At 64.5% G+C, this 19,619-nt stretch carries 18 protein-coding genes and 1 pseudogene; 10 read left to right on the forward strand and 9 right to left on the reverse strand.

Annotated features, from left to right (window positions below; genetic code table 11):
• Positions 1-155: 155 nt before the first annotated feature.
• A pseudogene (gene folE2 / locus AIOL_RS07405) lies at positions 156-1,154 on the forward strand (GTP cyclohydrolase FolE2); the annotation flags it as partial.
• A 162-nt stretch (positions 1,155-1,316) separates the two neighbouring features.
• Here the strand turns inward: folE2 and AIOL_RS26105 are convergent.
• The 8 genes from AIOL_RS26105 to AIOL_RS07445 all read right to left on the reverse strand — a co-directional run bounded on the left by AIOL_RS26105 (position 1,317) and on the right by AIOL_RS07445 (position 8,390).
• Positions 1,317-1,958, reverse strand: coding sequence for a methyl-accepting chemotaxis protein (locus AIOL_RS26105; RefSeq protein ID WP_049642401.1), 642 nt, complete (start codon positions 1,956-1,958; stop codon positions 1,317-1,319).
• Positions 1,959-2,062: 104 nt separating this feature from the next.
• Positions 2,063-2,830: an SDR family oxidoreductase gene (locus AIOL_RS07415; RefSeq protein WP_049642402.1), complete on the reverse strand. Its 768-nt coding sequence runs from the start codon at positions 2,828-2,830 to the stop codon at positions 2,063-2,065.
• Positions 2,830-3,867, reverse strand: coding sequence for a zinc-dependent alcohol dehydrogenase (locus AIOL_RS07420; protein ID WP_082152467.1), 1,038 nt, complete (start codon positions 3,865-3,867; stop codon positions 2,830-2,832). The genes AIOL_RS07415 and AIOL_RS07420 overlap by 1 nt, the downstream gene beginning before the upstream one ends.
• A gap of 460 nt (positions 3,868-4,327) precedes the next feature.
• Positions 4,328-5,776 carry a tetratricopeptide repeat-containing sulfotransferase family protein gene (locus AIOL_RS07425; protein ID WP_049642403.1) on the reverse strand — a complete coding sequence of 483 codons (1,449 nt, stop codon included), beginning with the start codon at positions 5,774-5,776 and terminating at the stop codon, positions 4,328-4,330.
• 183 nt (positions 5,777-5,959) lie between these two features.
• Positions 5,960-6,439, reverse strand: a complete 480-nt coding sequence (locus tag AIOL_RS07430; protein WP_049642404.1) for a DUF6505 family protein — start codon at positions 6,437-6,439, stop codon at positions 5,960-5,962.
• Positions 6,436-7,143, reverse strand: coding sequence for a biotin/lipoate--protein ligase family protein (locus AIOL_RS07435; protein WP_049642405.1), 708 nt, complete (start codon positions 7,141-7,143; stop codon positions 6,436-6,438). The genes AIOL_RS07430 and AIOL_RS07435 overlap by 4 nt, the downstream gene beginning before the upstream one ends.
• Positions 7,140-8,198: an Mrp/NBP35 family ATP-binding protein gene (locus tag AIOL_RS07440; RefSeq protein WP_049642406.1), complete on the reverse strand. Its 1,059-nt coding sequence runs from the start codon at positions 8,196-8,198 to the stop codon at positions 7,140-7,142. Before AIOL_RS07440 ends, AIOL_RS07435 begins: the two co-directional genes overlap by 4 nt.
• Positions 8,199-8,390, reverse strand: coding sequence for a DUF6494 family protein (locus AIOL_RS07445; RefSeq protein WP_049642407.1), 192 nt, complete (start codon positions 8,388-8,390; stop codon positions 8,199-8,201).
• Between the two features lie 56 nt (positions 8,391-8,446).
• Between AIOL_RS07445 and AIOL_RS07450 the strand changes: the two genes are divergently transcribed.
• On the forward strand, positions 8,447-9,187 hold the full coding sequence (locus AIOL_RS07450; RefSeq protein ID WP_049642408.1) for a hypothetical protein: 741 nt from the start codon (positions 8,447-8,449) through the stop codon (positions 9,185-9,187).
• Positions 9,188-9,375: 188 nt separating this feature from the next.
• Here the strand turns inward: AIOL_RS07450 and AIOL_RS07455 are convergent, their stop codons facing one another.
• Complete coding sequence (locus AIOL_RS07455; protein ID WP_049642409.1) at positions 9,376-11,313, reverse strand: 4Fe-4S binding protein; 1,938 nt, start codon at positions 11,311-11,313, stop codon at positions 9,376-9,378.
• A 369-nt stretch (positions 11,314-11,682) separates the two neighbouring features.
• On the opposite strand from AIOL_RS07455, the gene AIOL_RS07460 reads away from it, so the two are divergent.
• The 8 genes from AIOL_RS07460 to AIOL_RS07495 all read left to right on the forward strand — a co-directional run bounded on the left by AIOL_RS07460 (position 11,683) and on the right by AIOL_RS07495 (position 19,549).
• The gene (locus tag AIOL_RS07460) at positions 11,683-12,222 is read left to right on the forward strand and encodes a DUF3305 domain-containing protein (RefSeq protein WP_049642410.1); all 540 of its coding nucleotides are present in this window, start codon (positions 11,683-11,685) and stop codon (positions 12,220-12,222) included.
• Positions 12,219-12,848, forward strand: coding sequence for a DUF3306 domain-containing protein (locus AIOL_RS07465; RefSeq protein ID WP_326973085.1), 630 nt, complete (start codon positions 12,219-12,221; stop codon positions 12,846-12,848). The genes AIOL_RS07460 and AIOL_RS07465 overlap by 4 nt, the downstream gene beginning before the upstream one ends.
• Complete coding sequence (locus tag AIOL_RS07470) at positions 12,845-13,456, forward strand: TorD/DmsD family molecular chaperone (protein ID WP_049642411.1); 612 nt, start codon at positions 12,845-12,847, stop codon at positions 13,454-13,456. Before AIOL_RS07465 ends, AIOL_RS07470 begins: the two co-directional genes overlap by 4 nt.
• 57 nt (positions 13,457-13,513) lie before the next feature.
• Complete coding sequence (locus AIOL_RS07475; RefSeq protein WP_049642412.1) at positions 13,514-13,699, forward strand: twin-arginine translocation pathway signal protein; 186 nt, start codon at positions 13,514-13,516, stop codon at positions 13,697-13,699.
• Positions 13,700-13,908: 209 nt separating this feature from the next.
• On the forward strand, positions 13,909-16,812 hold the full coding sequence (locus AIOL_RS07480) for a formate dehydrogenase subunit alpha (protein ID WP_049642413.1): 2,904 nt from the start codon (positions 13,909-13,911) through the stop codon (positions 16,810-16,812).
• 12 nt (positions 16,813-16,824) lie between these two features.
• Positions 16,825-17,418: a formate dehydrogenase FDH3 subunit beta gene (gene fdh3B, locus AIOL_RS07485; protein WP_049642414.1), complete on the forward strand. Its 594-nt coding sequence runs from the start codon at positions 16,825-16,827 to the stop codon at positions 17,416-17,418.
• Between the two features lie 175 nt (positions 17,419-17,593).
• Entirely contained in the window at positions 17,594-18,295 is a 702-nt protein-coding gene (locus tag AIOL_RS07490; protein WP_082152468.1) for an FKBP-type peptidyl-prolyl cis-trans isomerase, read from the forward strand.
• A 36-nt stretch (positions 18,296-18,331) separates the two neighbouring features.
• Positions 18,332-19,549, forward strand: coding sequence for a formate dehydrogenase subunit gamma (locus AIOL_RS07495; RefSeq protein ID WP_049642415.1), 1,218 nt, complete (start codon positions 18,332-18,334; stop codon positions 19,547-19,549).
• Positions 19,550-19,619 lie beyond the last annotated feature (70 nt).

The following is a 19,619-nucleotide window of genomic DNA, read 5'->3' on the forward strand; positions in this document are numbered from 1 at the left end:
CGTGAGATCGTTTCAAGGGGCGCAATCTATGCGGTACCAAGGCTCACCGATTTAACCGAAATTTAACTGATCCAAGCGCTAGCTTTAACTGTATTTATCAGTGCATAGAAAATTTGCGTGCCAGTCCCTATGTATAACTTTGACAAACAGAAAGACGCGCGATGAGCACCCACTCTCCCCTTGATCAAGATTGCCCCGACCGCGACGAGGCTGCCCCCGCGCTGTCGCGCAGCTACCCAGAGGATTTCGAGGTGGACGCGGCCTATAAGGCGTCGCTCCCAGATCTGCAGAACGGCCCGGAGAGCCTGATCAAAGGCGCGCACCGCGCGATCCAACATGTCGGGATCTCGAATTTTCGCCTACCGATCCGCTACCGGACCCGCGACAACGGCGACCTTACGCTTGAGACCTCGGTGACCGGCACGGTCAGCCTGGAGGCCGAGAAGAAGGGCATCAACATGTCGCGCATCATGCGCAGCTTCTACCGCCACGCCGAGCAGACCTTTAGCTTTGAGGTAATGGAATGCGCGCTGGACGATTACAAATCGGACCTAGAGAGCTTTGATGCGCGCATCCAGATGCGCTTTTCCTTCCCGATGAAGGTGCCGTCCCTGCGCTCAGGGCTGGAGGGCTATCAGTATTACGACATCACGCTTGAGCTGGTGGAACAGGCCGGGGTGCGCAAGAAGATCCTGCATCTGGACTATGTCTACTCCTCGACCTGCCCCTGTTCGCTGGAGCTTAGCGAGCATGCGCGCCGGACCCGCGGGCAGCTCGCGACGCCGCATTCGCAGCGCTCGGTTGCGCGGCTGTCGGCGGTGCTGACCGAGGGCGAGGATGTTATGTGGTTCGAGGACCTGATCGAGATGTGCCGCGATGCTGTGCCCACTGAGACGCAGGTCATGGTCAAGCGGGAAGACGAACAGGCCTTTGCCGAGCTGAACGCCGCCAACCCGATCTTTGTCGAGGACGCCGCACGGCTCTATGCCGAGCAGCTTATGCGCGACCGCCGCGTCTCTGATTTTCGCGTCGTCGCCAGCCACCAGGAAAGCCTGCACAGCCACGATGCGGTCAGCGTACTGACCGAGGGGCCAACATTTTCAGCCGAGAGCCTTGATCCGCGGCTTTTTGCGTCAATGTTCCATATAGGCTAGCGGGAAATCGGGCACGCTGGGTCGGGCGCGCAGTGCCGGACCCGGAGACGCGCCGATGACTGGTGGGGCCACAACCCGCCAAATTACGGCATGCGCGCCCTCGGCTTGCCCAAAGTTGCGCCGACCGCTTAGAGACCTGACTTAGGGACTTCGCGATCCGCTTTAGGCCGCTTTTTCCTGCTGGTTTTGGTGCTGGTCCAGCTTGCTTTGGATCTTTTCGATCTGGCCCTGGTTCTCATCGGCGAGACGCTTGATCTCATTGGCCACGACGGCAAAGCCACGACCCGCGTCACCGGAGCGCGCGGCCTCGATATTGGCGTTTATCGACAGCATCTGCAGCATGCTGAGCGATTTGATCACGCTCTGGGTCAGATTCGCGATCTCAGAATACTTTTCGATCGAGCTGTTCAGCATGTTCTCGATGTCGTCGGTAAGCTTCTTCTCGCCGCGCGCGAAGGACACGAGCCCCTGTAGGTACTTTAGCTCGCCCTCTTCAAAGACGGCGCTGCCGCGCTCGCGAACCGGGATATGGCTGCCGTCCTTATGGGTCAGATGATAGAACACGTCCCACGAGGATTTGGTCTTGATGCCAGCGGCCACTGCCGCCTCAACCTTCTCTGCGTCCTCGGCCACAATCAGATCCGCGAAGGCGACGACTTGGTTCTCTAACAGCTCATCCGGCGCATAGCCCAGAATCTTTTCGACCGAGCCCTCGATGAACCCCATTGTGTAGCTTTCGTCATTCCGGCAGCGATAGACGAAGGCCTCAATCGAGGAGAATACGCTTTCGAAGACTGTGCTCATTCGTTAGCCCCAGGTTGTCACACTACTTGTCGACAGCGATAGGACAGAAAATTGAAGAAGGTGTTACGCCAATCCAATATTGACTGGATTGGCGCGATATAAGGTCAGCGCCCCATCCAGCCTCCATCAACGGTCAGGATCTCGCCGTTGACGTAATCTGAGGCCGAGGAGGCCAAGAACACGGCCGGGCCCGCGAAATCCTCCGGCGCGCCCCAGCGCCCCTGCGGGATGCGCTCTAGGATTGCGTTGTAGCGCGCCGTGTCATCTTGCAGCGCCTGGGTGTTGTCGGTTGCGATATACCCGGGCGCAATCGCGTTTACATTGACGCCCTTGCCCGCCCACTCGTTGGCCAAGGCCTTGGTCAGCTGGCCAATGCCGCCCTTGGAGGCCGAATAGCCCGGCACGGTGATCCCGCCTTGGAAGGTCAGCAGCGAGGCGGTGAAGATGACCTTGCCCGACCCGCGCGCGATCATGCCGCGGCCGATCTCGCGCGACAGGATGAACTGCGCACTTAAGTTAACCTCGATCACCTCGTCCCACCACTCGTCGGGATGCTCTGCGGCGGGCTTGCGTTTGATTGTGCCGGCGTTGTTGATGAGGATGTCGGGCTTCACGCCGTCGGACTCTAGCTGCTTCACCAGGGCCATGAGGGCCGCGCGGTCGGAGAAATCGCACGCGTATGGCGTGAAATTGCGGCCCATTCCGGTGATGCTTGCCTCGACCTCGCTGCCAGGGGCAAGCGAGGCACTGACGCCCACAACATCTGCGCCTGCGCTGGCGAGACCCTCTGCCATGGCGCGGCCAATGCCGCGCTTGGCGCCGGTCACCAGCGCGGTTTTTCCCGTCAGATCAAAGCTCTTGAGCGCGTTCATCACAGGTCCCCCACTTTGATTAGGCTCTTCATTGCGGTGGGGCTGCGGTCGAGAGACTCAAACGCGGCCTGGATGTCTGAGAGCGGCGCGACATCGGTGATAAAGGTCTCCGCATCGACGCCGCCAGAGGCCACGATCTCGATCGCCTTGTCGTAGTCTTCGGGCTCATAGACCCGGGCGCCGATCAGCTTCAGCTCGCGCCAGAAGAACTGGAACATGTCGATCTGCGGCTTCGCGGCGTGGATGGCGACCATCACGATGCGCGCCCGCGTTGCCGCCACGGCGGTCATTGCGTCCACGCCGGGCTGCGAGCCCGAGACCTCAAAGACCACATCCGCCCCCTTGGAGCCGGTGCGGGCATTCACCTCGGCCTGCAGATCCGCCTGGGCCGGGTTGATCGTCTCAAAGCCCAGCTTCTCGGCGATGGCCAAGCGGTTTGGGTTCACCTCGGACAGCAGCACCTTGCCGCCGGCCGCGCGCGCCACCATGGCGACCAGCACGCCGATGGGCCCGCCGCCGATGACCACAACGTCCTCGCCGGCTTGCAGACCGGACATGCGCACGTCGTGGCAGGCCACGGCCACCGGCTCGATCAGCGCGGCGTGGTCCAGCCGCATATCATCCGGCAGCGCGTGGATCGTATGCGCCGGCACGACCCAGATTTCCTGCATGGCGCCGTTGGTATCCAGGCCCAGGAATTTCAGCTTGTGGCAGATGTGCTGATGCCCGGCGGCGCAGGCGGGGCATTCGCCGCAATGATCCAGCGGGCGCACGACGACCTTTTGGCCGGGCGCGATGCCCTCGACGCCGTCTCCCAGCGCCTCGATCACGCCGGACATCTCGTGCCCAATGACGCGCTCAAAGCCGACGCGGGCGTCCATGTTGCCGTGATAGACATGCATGTCTGTGCCGCAGATGCCGCAGAACGCGGTCCGAACCGCGACCTCGCTGGGCCCTGGCGCCTGGGCGGGCACTGTTTCAACGGTAAAGCTCTTGTCGCCGCGGTAGATCGCAGCGGTAATGGTCTGCGCGCTCATATTGTCCTCCCGATCACGCTTGTCTTCGCGTTTACGCGGAACGGCGGGGGCTGTCCATGCGGGCGCTCTCAGTGTGATGGATGAGGGGGGTGTTTGGGGTCCGCGACGAACGAGCTCAAGTTGGTTTTGGCCTGGAGTGGACGTTCGCCTCATGTACACCGCCTTGGCAACGCTTGCCGACACCAGGTGCAACAAAACCCAAGCCGCGCAACCGCCCGAGCTTGCCTCGGGCAGCGGCCGACCTCCCCCAGGAGGCCGCTTTTGCGACGCTGCATACCAATGAAACGATTGCGTTTATTTGAACCGGGCGCCCCTAGGAGATGATGCACAAGCGTCCTCCAGGTCGGCCGCTGCCCGGGTTGCGCTTGGCTCAAGGTGAAGGCCCCGAGTCAAGCCCGGGGCGGGTTTCCAGTGCCCACTCCAAGCCATACCCCCCACCGGACGGCCCTGGCCAAATTCTCTATGCGGCCCCTCGGGCAGAGCCCGCCGCCGCAAGCAACTCGCCAGCGTCTTCGATGTCGATGCCGTGCCCATCCAGGGCTTGCGCGAGTGGGCGGGCCAGATCGCCGTAGCGGCGCCAGCGTCCCACGGCCTTGCTGGAGATCTTTGAGCGCACCTGCCCGCGCGAGCGCGTCACGCAGGGGGTGGTCGACTGCTCTGGCGCGATGCAGGCGGCGTCCCAGGATAGGTCGAGGAAGCCAAGGATGCGCCGCATCTCGCTCTCGGGCTGCCCCACCAGGTCCTCATAGCGCACCTCCAGCACCGGGTTGGGCAGGCGCGGCGTGATCGTGTCGGCGCAGGCCTGGTAGGCGGCGTAGGTCTCGGCCAGGTCATCGACGTTGTAGGTATAGGTGTTGCCGCCGGCGAATTGCCCCAGGTAGTTGGAGATGCAGCTGTCGACCGGGTTGCGGTGCATCCGGATGATGCGCGCCTTTGGGAAGAGCAGCGAGATATGCGGCAGGCAGATGATGTTGCCGGGGAACTTGTCGATGAAGCGGGTGTACTTGCCCTTGCCAGAGCGCGCGTAGAGGTCGCTGACATACGCCTCGGCGACCTGCGCGCGGGACTCAACCGACCAGTCGCGCAGCCAGGCATGGCTGGCATGCTCGCGCCCCGCCGCAATGTCCCCGGCGGACATGTTGCGCGCCACGTCGGACACAAAACAAAGCTCGCCGCAGCCGAACACGCCTGGCGCGTTCGATAGCATCGTCTCCAAAAGCGACGTGCCAGAGCGGGGCATGCCGACCACAAAGATCAGCCCCTCGCTGTCAACCTGGGTCTGCGGCGCGGCGGCGAGCAAGTCTGCGGTCGCGACGGCGGCCTGATCGGTCTGCCAGGACCACAGCCCGGAAGGGTCGTTGGTCTTGTTCAAAAGCGCCGCGCCGCGTTCGGCGTGCTGCCAGGCCTGCGCCCATTTTCCCATGTCGTTCATGGCCTTGCACATCAAGTAATGCAGGGTGCCCTCGACCTCTGGCCGCCTCTTGTTGCGCGTGATCGCCCTTTGCAGGCGCTTGAGCACCGGATCCTGGCGGCTGTAGCGATGGATCTCGGTCAGGCCCGACCAGGCGGGCAGATAGTCCGAGTTCAGCATCAGCGCTTCTTTGAAGAGCGTACGCGCCTCCTTAAAGTTGCCCAGCGAGCTCTTTGCCAGGCCAAGCCCGGCCACCGTGCGGGCCGAGCGCTGCTGGGTGTAGAGGATCTGAAACAGTGTTTCCGCCTCGTTCACGAAGCGCAGCGTAAGATAGGCCTCGGCCATCAGGGTCAGAACCTCGAAGTCGAGCGGATTCTGGGCGACGTAATCCGAGCCAAAGGCGATCACGTATTTCAGCCGTCCGGCCTTGTGATGTGCGATAATATCTGACCGTGAGACCACGATGCCACCCCAGTTGTCTTTCCCACCACCGGTCACGCTACGTGGGATATGTGACCAAAGGCTTAAGCGGGCAGGGGGTGTGGACAATTCGAAGCAAAGACCTTGGCGCGGCCTCGGTTTCACCCTTGAAAATGCTTGTTGCCGGACGGTGCCCCTCGGCTGGGCGGGCAATGGGCGCCCGAAACGCTCCTCATTGGCCCGCTTCGTACTTCGTCCAAGTCAGCTCTCGAGATCGCCGTGGATCGCGAATTGCTCCAGCCCGGCGTCCTGCGCCTCGATCACGCGGAAGGCCTCGCGCACACCGGCCTCGGTGATCTCGCGGGCCACGGTCAGTAATGTGTTTGGCGTGTGGTCGTCGCAAAGCTCGGCCATCTGCGCCAATTCTTCGGCGGCGACCGGCGCGGCGGCCTCTTGCGAGGGCGCGCCATAATAGGTCACGAAATGCTGCGCCAGGGCGTGGGTCAGCGCCTCAAGCTCGCCCGGCTCGATCAGCGTCACGGCCACGAAGGTCACCCGCCCGCCGGTCTCGAGCCCGAGCCAGCCATTGGCAAAGGCCTGCCGGGCCTTGCCCGCCAGATCGGCCTCGGTCCAGTTCGAGAACTCGAACCCGCCCGAGATGCACCATTCGCCGGTGCGGGCGGGGTTGGCGTAGACACGCTGGTCACTCTCGTCGAAATGGATGGCGCGGGCGAGCTTCATGGCGTCCTCACAAGGCTGGAAAGCGGGATGAGATGCGTGGTCTCGGCGTCGCGCAGCAGCATCCCGAAATGCTCGTCTACGCCCAGGAAGGTGCCGCTCGATCCGCCCTGGCGGGCGTCCTCGCCGACCCCATGGGCCAGGCCGCGCCATTCCGCATGCACGGGTTTGGTGCCGGCATCCTCCCAGCGCCCGATCCAGTTGAGCGTGTGGCGCGCCCAGGCCTCGAGCAGGCGGGGCGGTTCGACATCGGCGCAGCCCTCGGCATAGAGTGTGGTGCGGTCTGGCGCATGCCCGGCCGCGTCCGCGTCGTCATCGCTGGGCCAAAGCGGCAAGCTCAGCGAAACCACCAGCCAGTCGGGCAGGGCGCTGGGATCGCCGGTGTCAGACATCGCCTGCAGGCGCCCGCAAGACGCGCCGTTCACGCGGAGCCCGCCACCCCATTCCAGATGCACCGCGACTTCGGGCGGCGCCAAAGCGCCAAGCGCGTTCTGAAACCCGATCCCGCAGAGCGGCAGGATTATTGCGGCCTGCTCCAAGGGCACCTCCGGGGCGAACACGATTGCGGCCTCCAGCGTGTTCGCGCCCAGCCGATGCGCGATCAGCCCCGCGTCGCAGCCCTGCACGGCCCGCATCGCCGCATGATCCATCGGATCGGCGGTGCAGGCTTCGCCATGCATCAGAGGGGGGAAGGTGAGCTCTGTCATGCAACCCCTTGATCGACGAGCGCTTTCGCGACGCTCTGGAAGGCCGCGGCCTGCGCGCTGTCGGGCTGGCTGGTCACAATCGGCGCGCCGCCGTCCGAGGCCAGACGGATCTGCAGATCCAGCGGGATCTCCGCCAGCAAGGGCACGCCCAGTTTCTCGGCCTCCGCCGCCACGCCGCCATGGCCAAAGACATGCTCCTCATGGCCGCAGTTGGAACAGATATGGGTCGACATGTTCTCGATCATCCCCAGGATCGGCACGTTCAGTTGGTTGAACATATCCACGCCTTTGCGCGCATCCAAGAGCGCCACGTCCTGCGGGGTCGAGACGATGATCGCGCCCGTGACCTCGGCCTTCTGCGCCAGCGTCATCTGCACGTCGCCGGTGCCGGGGGGCAGGTCCACCAAGAGCACATCCAGCCCGCCCCATTGCACCTGCATCATCATCTGCTGCAGCGCACCCATCAGCATCGGACCGCGCCAGACCACCGCCTGGCCCTCGTTGGTCATCAGCCCGATGGACATCATCGTCACGCCATGGTTGCGCATCGGCAGGATGGTCTTGCCATCCGGGCTGGCGGGCCGCCCAGAGACGCCCAGCATGCGCGGCTGGCTGGGGCCGTAGACATCCGCATCCAGCAGGCCAACGCGGCGGCCCTGCTGCGCCAGGGCGCAGGCCAGGTTGGCCGAGACCGTGGACTTGCCCACGCCTCCCTTGCCCGAGGCGATTGCGATGAGGTTGTCGACGCCGGGGATCTTCTGAGGGCCCTTTGGTTCTGCGCTGCGCTTTGGTTTGAGATCGGGCGGGGCCTGCGGCGCGCTATGGGCGGTCAGCACGACCGACACGCTGTCGACGCCGCTGAGCGCGCCCAGTTTGCTCTCGGCCTCGGTCTTGACCGCTGTATAGGCCTCGGCCTGGCTCGGCGCGATCTCCAGCACAAAGCGCACCGCGCCGCCATCCACGGTGAGCGCGCGCATGACGCCCGCGGATACCACGTCGCCATCCGGGCCTTTAATGCCCTTTAGAACCTCAAGAACCGTTTCACGGTCAGTCACTTAGCCGTCTCCCTTAATCTCGCCCTTGACCTCATGGGCCAAGCCGAGCTCCTCGATGGTGATCACCGCTTTGACGGCATAGCTGGCGCCCGCCGCGCCCTTGTCGCGCACAGCAGCTTCGATGGCTTGTTGCGAGGTCACGCCGACCTGCTTTAGGAACTTGCGCATCGACATGTTGAAATCATCGCTCATCTGGGTCCTCCCGATAGGGTTTGACGCAAGCCCGGCTCTGCGCCTAGGCTTGCGGAATGCGGTATCTGGTGTTGCTTGTTCTTCTCGGCTTGCCAATCGGTGTTGCGGCGCAGCAGGAGCGGCTGGTGCGGCTTTACGCGCCGGAGGCCCTGGTTGAAACCGGGCTGATGAAACACATCCTGCCGCGGTTCTCGCTGAAGACGCAAGTGAAGGTCGCGCTGGCCGAGACGCCCGCGGCGGCCGATATGGTCCTTGGCGCCCAAGGGCGCGCGATATTCGAGGGCGCGGGGCAGGCCTGGCACATGCAGATTGTGGCGCAGGATCACAAGCCGACCGCACGCCTTGCCGATTGGCTGACTTCGGATGTGGGCCGCCGCACGATCTTTGGCTTCGCGCCGGACGGGGTCGCCCTGTTCGCGCCGCCCGCCGCAAAGGCCGTGGTTGCGGTAGAGGTCGAGATGGACGGCGATGCGCAGCTTGGTCACAAGGTCTCGCGGGTGAAATGCGCCCGATGTCATGCCGTCGACGAGGCCTCTCGGATGGGCACCATCGGGTCGACGCCAAGCTTCTTCATCTTGCGCGCCTTTGAGGATTGGGACGCCCGGTTCTCTGGCTTCTACCTGCTGAAACCGCACCCGGCCTTCACCCAGGTCGAGGACGTGACCGATCCGTTCCCCGAGGACCGCCCGTCGCCCATCGTGCCAATAGAGGTCACATTGGACGAATTGGAGGCGATTCTGGCCTATGTCCAGGCGCTCGCGCCGGCGGATCTGGGGGCACCGTTGCAGACGGAATAAGGCTGAACGATCTGTTAACGGGAAATCCAAGATTCCCCCTCCCTACCACCCTTTATTGTTTGGCGATTCGGTGAAGATACAGCTAATTCGCCAGAGTTCATCAGGTTCTGGCCGAGCGCTGCCGAGCGAATGGCCATGGCCATGGCGCGGATGGGGCGCGTGCCTATCCCCAAATCCTCATGCATCCCTCAGTGGTCCCGCCGCTTTGACAGATAGTCATCCGTTGTGCGCACCCTCGGGCGCTCGCCGCCCGCAAAGGGGTTATCGGTGCTGTGATACTGCGCGTTGACGCGGCAATTGTCGCACATCTGGATCATGCGCAGCCGCTCGGGATCGGCGAACATGGAGTGGCCCTTCAGCTTCTCGGTGATCCGTTCGATGGTCGATTTCGACCCAAAGAGCGTGCCGCATTCAACGCAGGCGAAGGGTTCCTCTTCGTTCAGCACCTGCTGGCTGAGCGCCGCGTCGTTTAGGTTCAACCGCGGCTCGTAAGCGATTGCATCCTCGGGGCAAACACTGGCGCAGAGCCCGCATTGTAGGCAGGCATCCTCCTGAAAACGCAGCTGCGGCAGGTCGGGGTTGTCGCCAAGCGCGCCGGACGGGCAGAGCGAGACGCAGCTTAGGCACAGCGTGCAGGCCTCTGTGTTGACCAGGACGGCGCCGTAGGGCGCGCCCTCGGGCAGGGCGACGGCCTCGGCCTCTGGGTTCAGCGCCTTGGTCGCGGCGCGGGTGATCTGGCGGCGCGTGCCCATGGGGCGGACGGGCGTGGCCACCGGGGTGGGCGCCGCCTCAGCAAAGAGCATGTCGGACAGCGCGTCCGGGTCGGCCTCGTCGAAGGTTGAGACCGCGCCACCCAGGGCGCTTGCCAGGTCGATTTGCGCCTGCATTGCGGCGCGGTCGGTCTCTGGGCCGGGGGCCATCGTGACCGACGCAAAGCCCGCGGCCAAGGCGGCCACGATCTCGGCATGGCCAAAACCGCCCAGCGTACCCATCTCTAGCGGGATCACATCGGCGGGCAGGCCGCGCCCGTGCCGCGCGGCGAGCCGGATCATTTCGGCCCCATGCGCGTCATGCACCAGCAGGCGGGGGGCGCTGCCACCGGCGTCTTGGTAGGCCTTGGCCAGCGTTTGCACCCGGCGCATGGTGAAGTCCACCGGCGGCGCGTCATAGCTGATCGCGCCCGAGGGGCACACCGCCGAGCAAGCCCCGCACCCCGCGCAGACCAGCGGATCGACTTTGACGTAATCGCCGTTTGGCGTGATCGCGCCGGTGGGGCAGAGGTCCAGGCAGCGCGTGCAGCCGGTCTGCTCGGCGCGGGAATGGGCGCAGAGCAGCGGCTCGGTCTTGACGTAAAGCGGCTGCTCGAAGGTGCCGGTCAAATGGCTGGCCTCCAGGATGGCCTGAAAGACCGAGGGCGGGTGCTTTGGGTCGGCGCGCAGGTATCCCTCGCGATGCGGCGGGAAGAGCGGCGTGCTTCCGGTCAGATCCAGGATGATATCGCAGGCCGAGCGCGCGTCGGGGCGGGAAACATCGGCCTCAAACGGGCCATCGCCCGGCAAGAACGCCAGGCCGACGCGGTCAAACCGCACCTCAAAGGCGCCGAATGTGCCGCTGGCCTTCATCCCGGTGCCCACGACGGCGTCATAGGCCCGCGTGTCCGGGAAGGGATCATCCGGGCCGATCACCACGGTTACATTCAGCAGGTCCTTGAGCTGCTCGGCGGCAGAGGTTGCGACCTCGTAGGGTCCCAGGATCAGGCAGATCCCCTCCGAGGTGATATCCACGGTCTTCTCGCCGGGCAGGGGCAGCACGGCTTCGGCGGCCAGGGCGGACATTTTGGGTATCAGATCGCCCTCGTCAGCGGTCCACCCAGCCCTGTCGCGTAGGTCAAGCACCGCCGGTGGGGGCGCATCGAACTCCTCGGCCAGGGCCGTGAAGCGGCGGGCCTCTTGGGTGCAGCAAATAATTGCGTCCTCGTCTTGGACGGCCTCCTCCAGGCGGCTGATCTGGCGCATGCAGAGCGTCTCGCCCATGGCGGTGACGTCCAGCCCGGTTGCCTGTGAGAGGCGCTCTGTGTCGATGTCCAGGCTGCCTGCGCAACTGCATGTTATCAAAGACTTAGGCATGATTATCTGTGTCCCCTGCTGGCGTCTGCGACGGGGCCGACGCTGGCTCTCTAAGGTCTAGCTAGACACGAAAGGGATGGCGCGACAACCAATTTCCGGCGCCGATGTGGCGGCGCGTTCGGCGCTTTGCGCGGGAATTTCGGGGCGGTGATTCGCGCCAGACTGCTGGCGCGGTTAACCAAGTATTTTGGTCGAGATAGACAATTCGTCCACCGGTTCTCGGTGACCACCCGGTGGCGCCCCAATTTGTCCGGTCCGGTCCGCGAGAGCCGGAAAACTGCACTTCTTGTTTTGCGAAACAAGGCCGGTGCCGCACAGTACCCCCAGGAGGAGACATCGTTGATCCGCAATCCAAGGGAGCATCGGAGCTTGCCGCTGGGCATCGTCCTGCGTCGCGCCCCGGGGGTAACCCGGTGGCAGCGCTATTCCTGGACGGCCTCGGCGGTGCTGCCGGGCGCGGGGCCCGCCGATTGGCGCGAGCTGCGCCGCGAGGGCGAGGCAGTGGAATACCACGCCGCCACGCCGGTGCTCGAGCTGCACGGCGCCGAGACCGAGGCCTACCTGCACGGGCTCCATTCCGAGACACCAAGCATCTATGTGATCCTGCGTGATGGGGCCGAGGGCGACTGCCCTCTAGAGGTGGTGACGGTCACGGCCTCGCCCTACGAGGCGCAGGACTACACCGATAGCGGCGAAGAGATCGTCGAGAAGATCCCCATGCCGCCGGGGCTGCGCGCCTGGATTTGGGACTTCGTCGAAGCGTTCCACCAGGACGAGGCCTTTGTGAAGCGCAAGCGCGACAAGACGCGCGTGGACCTGGTCGAGGACGGGATCGGCGATGCCCGCATCTCGCAGACCGCGGATGTCTACCGCGCGCCGGGCTCGGCGCGGAAGGTGCGGCTGCAATGATGGACGTGTGGAGCAAACGCCGCGCGGCGGTGGCCGCGGAAGAGGCCGCCGAGGCGCAACAGGCCGAGGATGCCCTGAGGGCAGAGGAGGCGGCGCTCCAAGAGGAAAAGACCGACGCGGAGCTGCTCGAAGAACTAGGCTTGCCGGATCCCGACAGTCTCGTGGAGGGCGATGACTTCAAGGGCTTCCTTGGCGATGCGGTGCCCGCCCGTCTCAAGAACCGCGCGCTGCGCCGGCTCTGGCGGGTGAACCCGGTGCTGGCCAATCTCGACGGGCTGGTGGATTACGGCCAGGACTTCACAGATGCGGCCATGGTCGTGGAGAACCTTCAGACCGCCTATCAGGTCGGCAAGGGGATGCTGGCCCATGTTGAGGCGATGGCCCGCAAAGCCGAGGCAGAGGCCGAGGCCGAAGCACTGGCCGAGGCAGGTGGGGACGATGCCGCGCCGGACGCCGATGCCGAGTCTCTCGCCCTGGAAGCGTCGGAGGACGTGATCCCAGATCAAGTCCAGGAAGCGGCCGCGCCTGCCGAAGAGGGCCCGCAAGGGCTCGATGATGCGCCGCATGCCGCCGCGCCCACGAGACGCCGCATGCAATTCAGCTTTGAGACAGAGGGGGCCGCATGAACGCCTTGGCCGACGCGCCGCAGATCGCCCAAGAGGACCGGCTGCGCGCCGATCTCTACAATTTTCTGGGGCTGTTGCTGTCAGCGCCGCCGGACGAGATCATTCTGGACCAGACCGCGGGCCTGTCCGGGGATGCGACCGATCTGGGCCAGGGGATCGCCACGCTGGCCAAGCTTGCCAAGATCAGCAAACCCAAGGCGGTCGAGAGCGAGTTCAACAAGCTCTTCATCGGGCTGGGTCGGGGCGAATTGCTGCCCTATGCCAGCTACTACCTCACCGGGTTCCTCAACGAGAAACCGCTCGCCACGCTGCGCCAGGACATGTCGGCGCGCGGGCTGGAGCGCTCCGACACGGTGTTTGAGCCCGAGGACAACATCGCCAGCCTGATGGAGATGATGGCGGCAATGATCGTTGGGCGCTTTGGCACGCCGGAGCCTGTTGCGACGCAGAAGACGTTCTTTAACGCCCATATCGCCCCCTGGGCGGGGCATTTCTATTCGGATCTCGAGGGCGCCAAGAACTCGGTCTTTTACGCCTCGGTCGGCACGGTCGGCCGGGCGTTTATGGAGATCGAGGCCGAGGCCTTTCGGATGAGCCGCGCGGATTAACGCCGCGCATCAAAGCGGCGGGCAACCGCCGGAACCAGTGGGACGAAAGGAGCTCACATGTCGAAGAAAGAAGATGGTGCCACGCGCCGCGACTTTCTGAAGATCGCCGGAACCACGGCGCCGCTGGCAGCGGTGGCGGTGGCGTCGGGTACGCAAGCGGAGGCGCAGGAGCCTGACCTGTCATCGGAGACGATGCAGGACACGCTGCACACCCGCGCCTACTACGCGTCGGCGAAATTCTAGCGCGACGGGGGCGGAATTCTTCAAGAATTCCGCGACGAAATCTTTTAAAGATTTCGGCCCCCCACAAAAACCGCAGGCGCCCCCACGGGGACGCGGCAGAGCGGCAAAGAGCAAACGGTTGCGTGACGCCCAGGCGCTTGATGTCAAAATAGGGAGAACCAAGCGAGCAAAGCCCGGAGGAGGGCTACGCAAGCAAGGGAGGTACTGAAATGCTTAGGAAAAAGACCAACGGGGTTGCGAGACGCCCCCAGCGGACTTCGATCCTGTCCGAGGCGGCAAATGCCTCGGTTGACCGGCGCGCCTTTTTGCGCGGGTCAGGCCTGGCCATTGGTGGCCTGGCCGCAATCGCCGCAACCGGCGGCACGGTGCAGCAGGCGGACGCGCAGGGCGCGGCCATCCGGGGCGCCGTGGATCTAAAGAAATCTGTGTGTACGCATTGCTCGGTGGGCTGCACGGTCATCGCCGAGGTCGCCAGCGGCGTCTGGGTGGGCCAGGAACCGGGCTGGGACAGCCCGTTCAACCTCGGCGCCCATTGCGCCAAGGGGGCCGCCGTCCGCGAGCACGCCCATGGCGAGCGCCGCCTCAAATATCCGATGAAAAAGGAGAATGGCGAGTGGAAGCGCATCAGCTGGGAGCAGGCGATCGACGAGATCGGCGACGGCATGATGCAGATCCGGGACGAGAGCGGCCCGGACAGCGTCTACTGGCTCGGCTCGGCGAAGCATAACAACGAGCAGGCCTACCTGTTCCGCAAGTTCGCCGCCTATTGGGGCACCAATAACGTGGATCACCAGGCGCGGATCTGTCACTCGACGACCGTGGCCGGCGTGGCGAACACATGGGGCTACGGCGCCATGACGAACAGCTACAACGACATCCACAACTCCAAGGCCATCTTCATCATCGGCGGCAACCCCGCCGAGGCGCACCCGGTCTCGCTGTTGCATGTCCTGCGCGCGAAAGAGCAGAACAACGCGCCGCTGATCGTCTGCGACCCGCGCTTTACGCGCACCGCGGCCCATGCCGACGAGTATGTCCGCTTCCGCCCCGGCTCTGACGTGGCGCTGATCTGGGGCATCCTTTGGCACATCTTCGAGAACGGCTGGGAGGACAAAGAGTTCATCCGCACCCGCGTCTGGGGGATGGACCAGATCAAGGAAGAGGTCGCCAAGTGGAACCCCGAGGAGGTCGAGCGCGTGACCGGCACCCCGGGCTCGCAGCTGCGCCGCGTGGCGCGCACCATGGCCAACAACCGCCCCGGCACCGTGATCTGGTGCATGGGTGGCACCCAGCACACCAACGGCAACAACAACACGCGGGCCTATTGCGTGCTGCAGCTGGCGCTGGGCAACATGGGCACCTCTGGTGGCGGCACCAACATCTTCCGCGGCCATGACAACGTGCAGGGCGCGACGGACCTTGGCGTCCTCTCGCACACCTTGCCGGGCTATTACGGCCTGTCTGCGGGCAGCTGGGCCCATTGGGCGCGCGTCTGGGGCGAGGACCTGGAGTGGCTGCAGGGCCAGTTCGACACGACCACCGGCGTGGACGGCAAGGAAAAGAAGCTGATGAACCTCAGCGGCATCCCTGTCTCGCGCTGGATCGATGGCGTGTTGGAGGATCCCGATAACATGGACCAGCCTGCCAAGGTGCGGGCCATGGTGCTTTGGGGCCACGCGCCGAACTCGCAGACCCGCATGACCGAGATGAAGACGGCGATGGAGCAGCTCGACATGCTGGTTGTCGTCGACCCCTTCCCGACGGTCTCGGCGGTGCTGCATGACCGCACCGATGGGGTCTACCTGCTGCCGGCCTCGACCCAGTTCGAGACCCAGGGCTCGGTGACCGCGTCAAACCGGTCGATCCAGTGGCGCGAGAAGGTCATTGATCCGCTGTTCGAGTCCAAGCCCGACCAGGAGATCATCGGCCTCTTCGCGCAGAAGTTCGGCTGGCATGACCGGTTCTTCCGCAACATCGCGCTCGAGGATGACGGCATCACGCCGAACTCCGAGGATACGCTGCGCGAGATCAACCGCGGCATGTGGACGATCGGCTATACCGGCCAGTCTCCGGAGCGGCTGAAGCTGCACATGGAGAACCAGCACACGTTCGACCGCACGACGCTGCAGGCGATCGGTGGTCCGGCGGATGGCGATTACTACGGCCTGCCATGGCCAAGCTGGGGCACCGCCGAGATGGGCCACCCGGGCACGCCGAACCTCTATGACATGTCCAAGCCGGTCTCCGAGGGTGGTCTCACCTTCCGGGCGCGCTTTGGCGTGGAGCGGGACGGCGACAACCTCTTGGCCGAGGGCGTCTACTCGGTGAATTCGGAGATCCAGGACGGGTATCCGGAATTCACCATGCAGATGCTGATGGACCTGGGGTGGGACGCGGACCTCACGGACGCGGAACGCACCGCCATCGACGCGGTGGCCGGGCCCAAGACCAACTGGAAGACCGACCTCTCGGGCGGCATCCAGCGGGTCGCGATCCAGCACGAGTGCGCGCCCTTCGGGAACGCCAAGGCTCGGGCTGTGGTGTGGACCTTCCCGGATCCGGTGCCGCTGCACCGCGAGCCGCTCTACACCAACCGTCGCGATCTGGTCGAGGACTACCCGACCTATGCGGACCGGACGACACACTACCGTCTTCCGACGCTCTACGAGTCGATCCAAAAGCAGGACTTCTCAAAGGACTACCCGATCATTCTCACATCGGGGCGCCTGGTGGAGTACGAAGGCGGCGGGGACGAGACGCGCTCGAACCCGTGGCTGGCTGAGCTTCAGCAGGACATGTTCGTCGAGATCCACCCAAGGGACGCCAACAATCTGGGCGTGCGCGATGGTGCGCAGGTCTGGGTCGAAGGGCCCGAGGGCGGCAAGGTCAAGGTCATGGCGATGGTGACCGAGCGGGTGGGGGAAGGCGTCGCCTTCATGCCCTTCCACTTCGGCGGCCATTTCCAGGGCGAAGACCAGCGGTCCAAATACCCCGACGGGGCGGATCCGTATGTCCTAGGCGAGAGCACCAACACCGCTCAGACCTATGGCTATGACTCGGTCACGCAGATGCAAGAGACGAAAGCGACTCTCTGCAAAATCTCAGCAGCGTAAGGAGGAAGAAAGATGGCGAGAGCTAAATTCCTATGTGACGCCGAGCGCTGCATCGAATGCAACGCCTGTGTCACCGCCTGTAAGAACGAGCACGAGGTGCCCTGGGGGATCAACCGCCGACGCGTGGTGACGATCGCTGACGGCAAGCCTGGTGAGCGGTCCATCTCGGTGGCGTGCATGCATTGCTCGGACGCGCCCTGCATGGCGGTGTGCCCGGTCGACTGCTTCTATCAGAACGAGGAAGGGGTCGTGCTGCACTCGAAGGATCTGTGCATCGGCTGCGGCTACTGCTTCTACGCGTGCCCGTTTGGCGCGCCGCAGTTCCCGCAGGCGGGCAATTTCGGCAGCCGCGGCAAGATGGACAAGTGCACCTTCTGCGCCGGTGGTCCGGAAGAGACCCACTCGACGGCCGAGTTCGCCAAATATGGGCGCAACCGGATCGCCGAGGGCAAGCTTCCGATCTGTGCCGAGATGTGCTCGACCAAGGCCCTGCTGGCGGGGGACGGCGACATCGTGTCGGCGATCTACCGCGAGCGCGTGGTGGCCCGGGGCTTCGGCTCGGGCGCCTGGGGCTGGGGCACGGCCTATGACCAGAAGGGCGGCTAAGGGGTAGGGTGCGTGGTCTCCACGCACCGTCCCTTCAAAAGACATGGAGAGGCGGCGTTTGCCGCCCCTCCTGCGATCACGTGAACGTTTGGACTGCGCAGCGACTGTTTGCCTCGGCAGCAGAGGGCGATAGAGACAAATTGGTAAACCGACACGCACACCAGAAAGGTCGTCTATGACACGTCTCCTCCCCGCCCTGGCGCTCTGCGCCACCGCTTTGCCCTTGGCCCTCGCGGCCCCGGCGCTGGCCCAACAAGAGGGCCCCGCGCTGGACAGCGCACAGGAAATCGCCAGCTATGCCATCGGGCGCCGCATCGGCGCCAGCCTGCTGCAGCAGGACATCTTTGAGCTCGATCTCGAAAAACTCGCCCTTGGCATCGCCGAAGAGATCGAGGGCAAGGATTTGCCCGTCACGGTCGAGGAAATCCAGGCCGCGATGCAAGAGCTGCAGGCCCAGCAGGATGCCGTGCGGGAGGCGCGCGGTCAGCTGGCAATCGAAGAGGGGCAGAGCTTTCTGCAAGAGAACAAGGACCGCGCGGGTGTTGTCGTCACCGAAAGCGGTCTGCAATACCTCATCAGCGAGGCCGGCGAGGGCGAGCCGCCCAACTCCGAACAGATGGTCACCGTGCACTATACCGGGCGGCTGCTGGACGGCACCGTCTTTGACAGCTCCGTCGAGCGCGGCGCACCGGCAACCTTCCCCGTCAAGGGCGTGATCCCGGGCTGGCAGGAGGCCCTGCAGCTGATGCGCCCCGGCGCGACCTGGGAGGTCTGGATCCCGTCCGAGATCGCCTATGGCGCCCGCGGCGCGGGCGCGGATATCGGCCCCAATGAAGTGCTGAACTTCACCATCCAGCTGATCGAGATCAGCAATTAGCGCCGCGCACCGGTGCGGCTTTAGGAGGAACAGGATATGCTGAGAGTAATTTTGGCCTTTGTTGTTATTCTAGGGCTCGCGCCGGTGTCCTTGGCGCAAGAGGCCGGTGCCCCACCTGTCGAGATCGACCGCTCCGCCACCGGCGGGGCGCAGACGCTGGAGGACATCCTGGCCCGACAGCGCGGCGAGAGGGTGGATACAGAGTTTCGGCGCCAATTCGGCGACCCTGACAGCGCGGCGGGGATCGCCGGGCAGCTTGGCACGCTGGGTGGCGCTTCTGACCCCGATCTGTGGCGCGCGCTTCGCTATGGCGAGGCGGATGTAACCGTGTCCTCCGGGGGGGACGTCGCCAAGGTCCTGGTCCAGGACGGCGGCATGGCCTGGTACCAGTTCCGCCAGGGCCCGCTGCTCACCTATGGCGGCTATCTGCTTCTGGGCATGATCGGGCTTCTGGCGCTGTTCTTTCTGGCCCGCGGGCGCATCCGCGTCGACGCGCCCGCCACGGGGCGCCTGGTGGTGCGGTTCAACGCGGTAGAGCGCTTTGCCCATTGGCTGCTGGCGGGGTCGTTCATCCTCTTGGGGGTGACGGGGCTGGTGGTGCTGATGGGGCGCAAGTTCATCGCGCCTTACATGGGCAAGGATTTCAACTCGCTCCTGCTCACCTGGTCCAAGGTGATCCATAACAACGTGGCCTGGGCGTTCATGCTGGCGCTGGTGATGGTCTTCGTCTTCTGGGTGGTGCACAACTTTCCCTCGCGCCACGACCTGAAATGGATCGCGCAGTTTGGCGGGATCGTCGGCAAGAAGCACCCGCCCGCCAAGAAGTTCAACGCGGGCCAAAAGGTCATCTTCTGGTCGGTGATCATCCTGGGCGCCTCGATCAGCGCCTCCGGCCTGTCGCTCTTGTTCCCCTTCGAGATGCCGATGTTCGCCAAGACCTTCGCGATCATGAACCAATGGGGCATGAACGAATGGGTCGGCATGGCGCCCTTCCCAGAGCGGCTGAGCCCGCAGGAAGAGATGCAATTCGCCCAGGCCTGGCACGCCATCGTAGCCTTCGTGCTGATGGCGATCATCATCGCGCATATCTATATCGGGACCCTGGGGATGGAGGGCGCGATTGACGCCATGGGCTCGGGCGAGGTCGACGAGGCCTGGGCGCATCAGCACCATTCGCTGTGGCTAGAAGAGGTGAAGGCCAAGGAGGCCGCGACGGGCAAAACCGCGCCCTCTGATGCCACGCCCGCAGAGTAAACATTTGATTAACGCGGTGTCAGAGTTACCCCCTCCCTACCGCCCTCAATCCTGGGGCGATTCGGTGAAG

The sequence above is a fragment of the Candidatus Rhodobacter oscarellae genome (assembly GCF_001078595.1).
Taxonomy (GTDB): domain Bacteria; phylum Pseudomonadota; class Alphaproteobacteria; order Rhodobacterales; family Rhodobacteraceae; genus Rhodobacter_B; species Rhodobacter_B oscarellae.

Excerpts from the sequence above, each read along its gene's own strand:
- AIOL_RS07450 (WP_049642408.1), top strand. The coding sequence starts at position 8,447 with ATGCGGTATCTGGTGTTGCTTGTTCTTCTCGGCTTGCCAATCGGTGTT.
- AIOL_RS07455 (WP_049642409.1), bottom strand. The coding sequence starts at position 11,313 with ATGCCTAAGTCTTTGATAACATGCAGTTGCGCAGGCAGCCTGGACATC.
- AIOL_RS26105 (WP_049642401.1), bottom strand. The coding sequence starts at position 1,958 with ATGAGCACAGTCTTCGAAAGCGTATTCTCCTCGATTGAGGCCTTCGTC.
- AIOL_RS07465 (WP_326973085.1), top strand. The coding sequence starts at position 12,219 with ATGATGGACGTGTGGAGCAAACGCCGCGCGGCGGTGGCCGCGGAAGAG.
- fdh3B (WP_049642414.1), top strand. The coding sequence starts at position 16,825 with ATGGCGAGAGCTAAATTCCTATGTGACGCCGAGCGCTGCATCGAATGC.
- AIOL_RS07480 (WP_049642413.1), top strand. The coding sequence starts at position 13,909 with ATGCTTAGGAAAAAGACCAACGGGGTTGCGAGACGCCCCCAGCGGACT.
- AIOL_RS07435 (WP_049642405.1), bottom strand. The coding sequence starts at position 7,143 with ATGACAGAGCTCACCTTCCCCCCTCTGATGCATGGCGAAGCCTGCACC.
- AIOL_RS07420 (WP_082152467.1), bottom strand. The coding sequence starts at position 3,867 with ATGAGCGCGCAGACCATTACCGCTGCGATCTACCGCGGCGACAAGAGC.
- AIOL_RS07470 (WP_049642411.1), top strand. The coding sequence starts at position 12,845 with ATGAACGCCTTGGCCGACGCGCCGCAGATCGCCCAAGAGGACCGGCTG.
- AIOL_RS07475 (WP_049642412.1), top strand. The coding sequence starts at position 13,514 with ATGTCGAAGAAAGAAGATGGTGCCACGCGCCGCGACTTTCTGAAGATC.
- AIOL_RS07415 (WP_049642402.1), bottom strand. The coding sequence starts at position 2,830 with ATGAACGCGCTCAAGAGCTTTGATCTGACGGGAAAAACCGCGCTGGTG.
- AIOL_RS07430 (WP_049642404.1), bottom strand. The coding sequence starts at position 6,439 with ATGAAGCTCGCCCGCGCCATCCATTTCGACGAGAGTGACCAGCGTGTC.
- AIOL_RS07445 (WP_049642407.1), bottom strand. The coding sequence starts at position 8,390 with ATGAGCGATGATTTCAACATGTCGATGCGCAAGTTCCTAAAGCAGGTC.
- AIOL_RS07495 (WP_049642415.1), top strand. The coding sequence starts at position 18,332 with ATGCTGAGAGTAATTTTGGCCTTTGTTGTTATTCTAGGGCTCGCGCCG.
- AIOL_RS07490 (WP_082152468.1), top strand. The coding sequence starts at position 17,594 with ATGACACGTCTCCTCCCCGCCCTGGCGCTCTGCGCCACCGCTTTGCCC.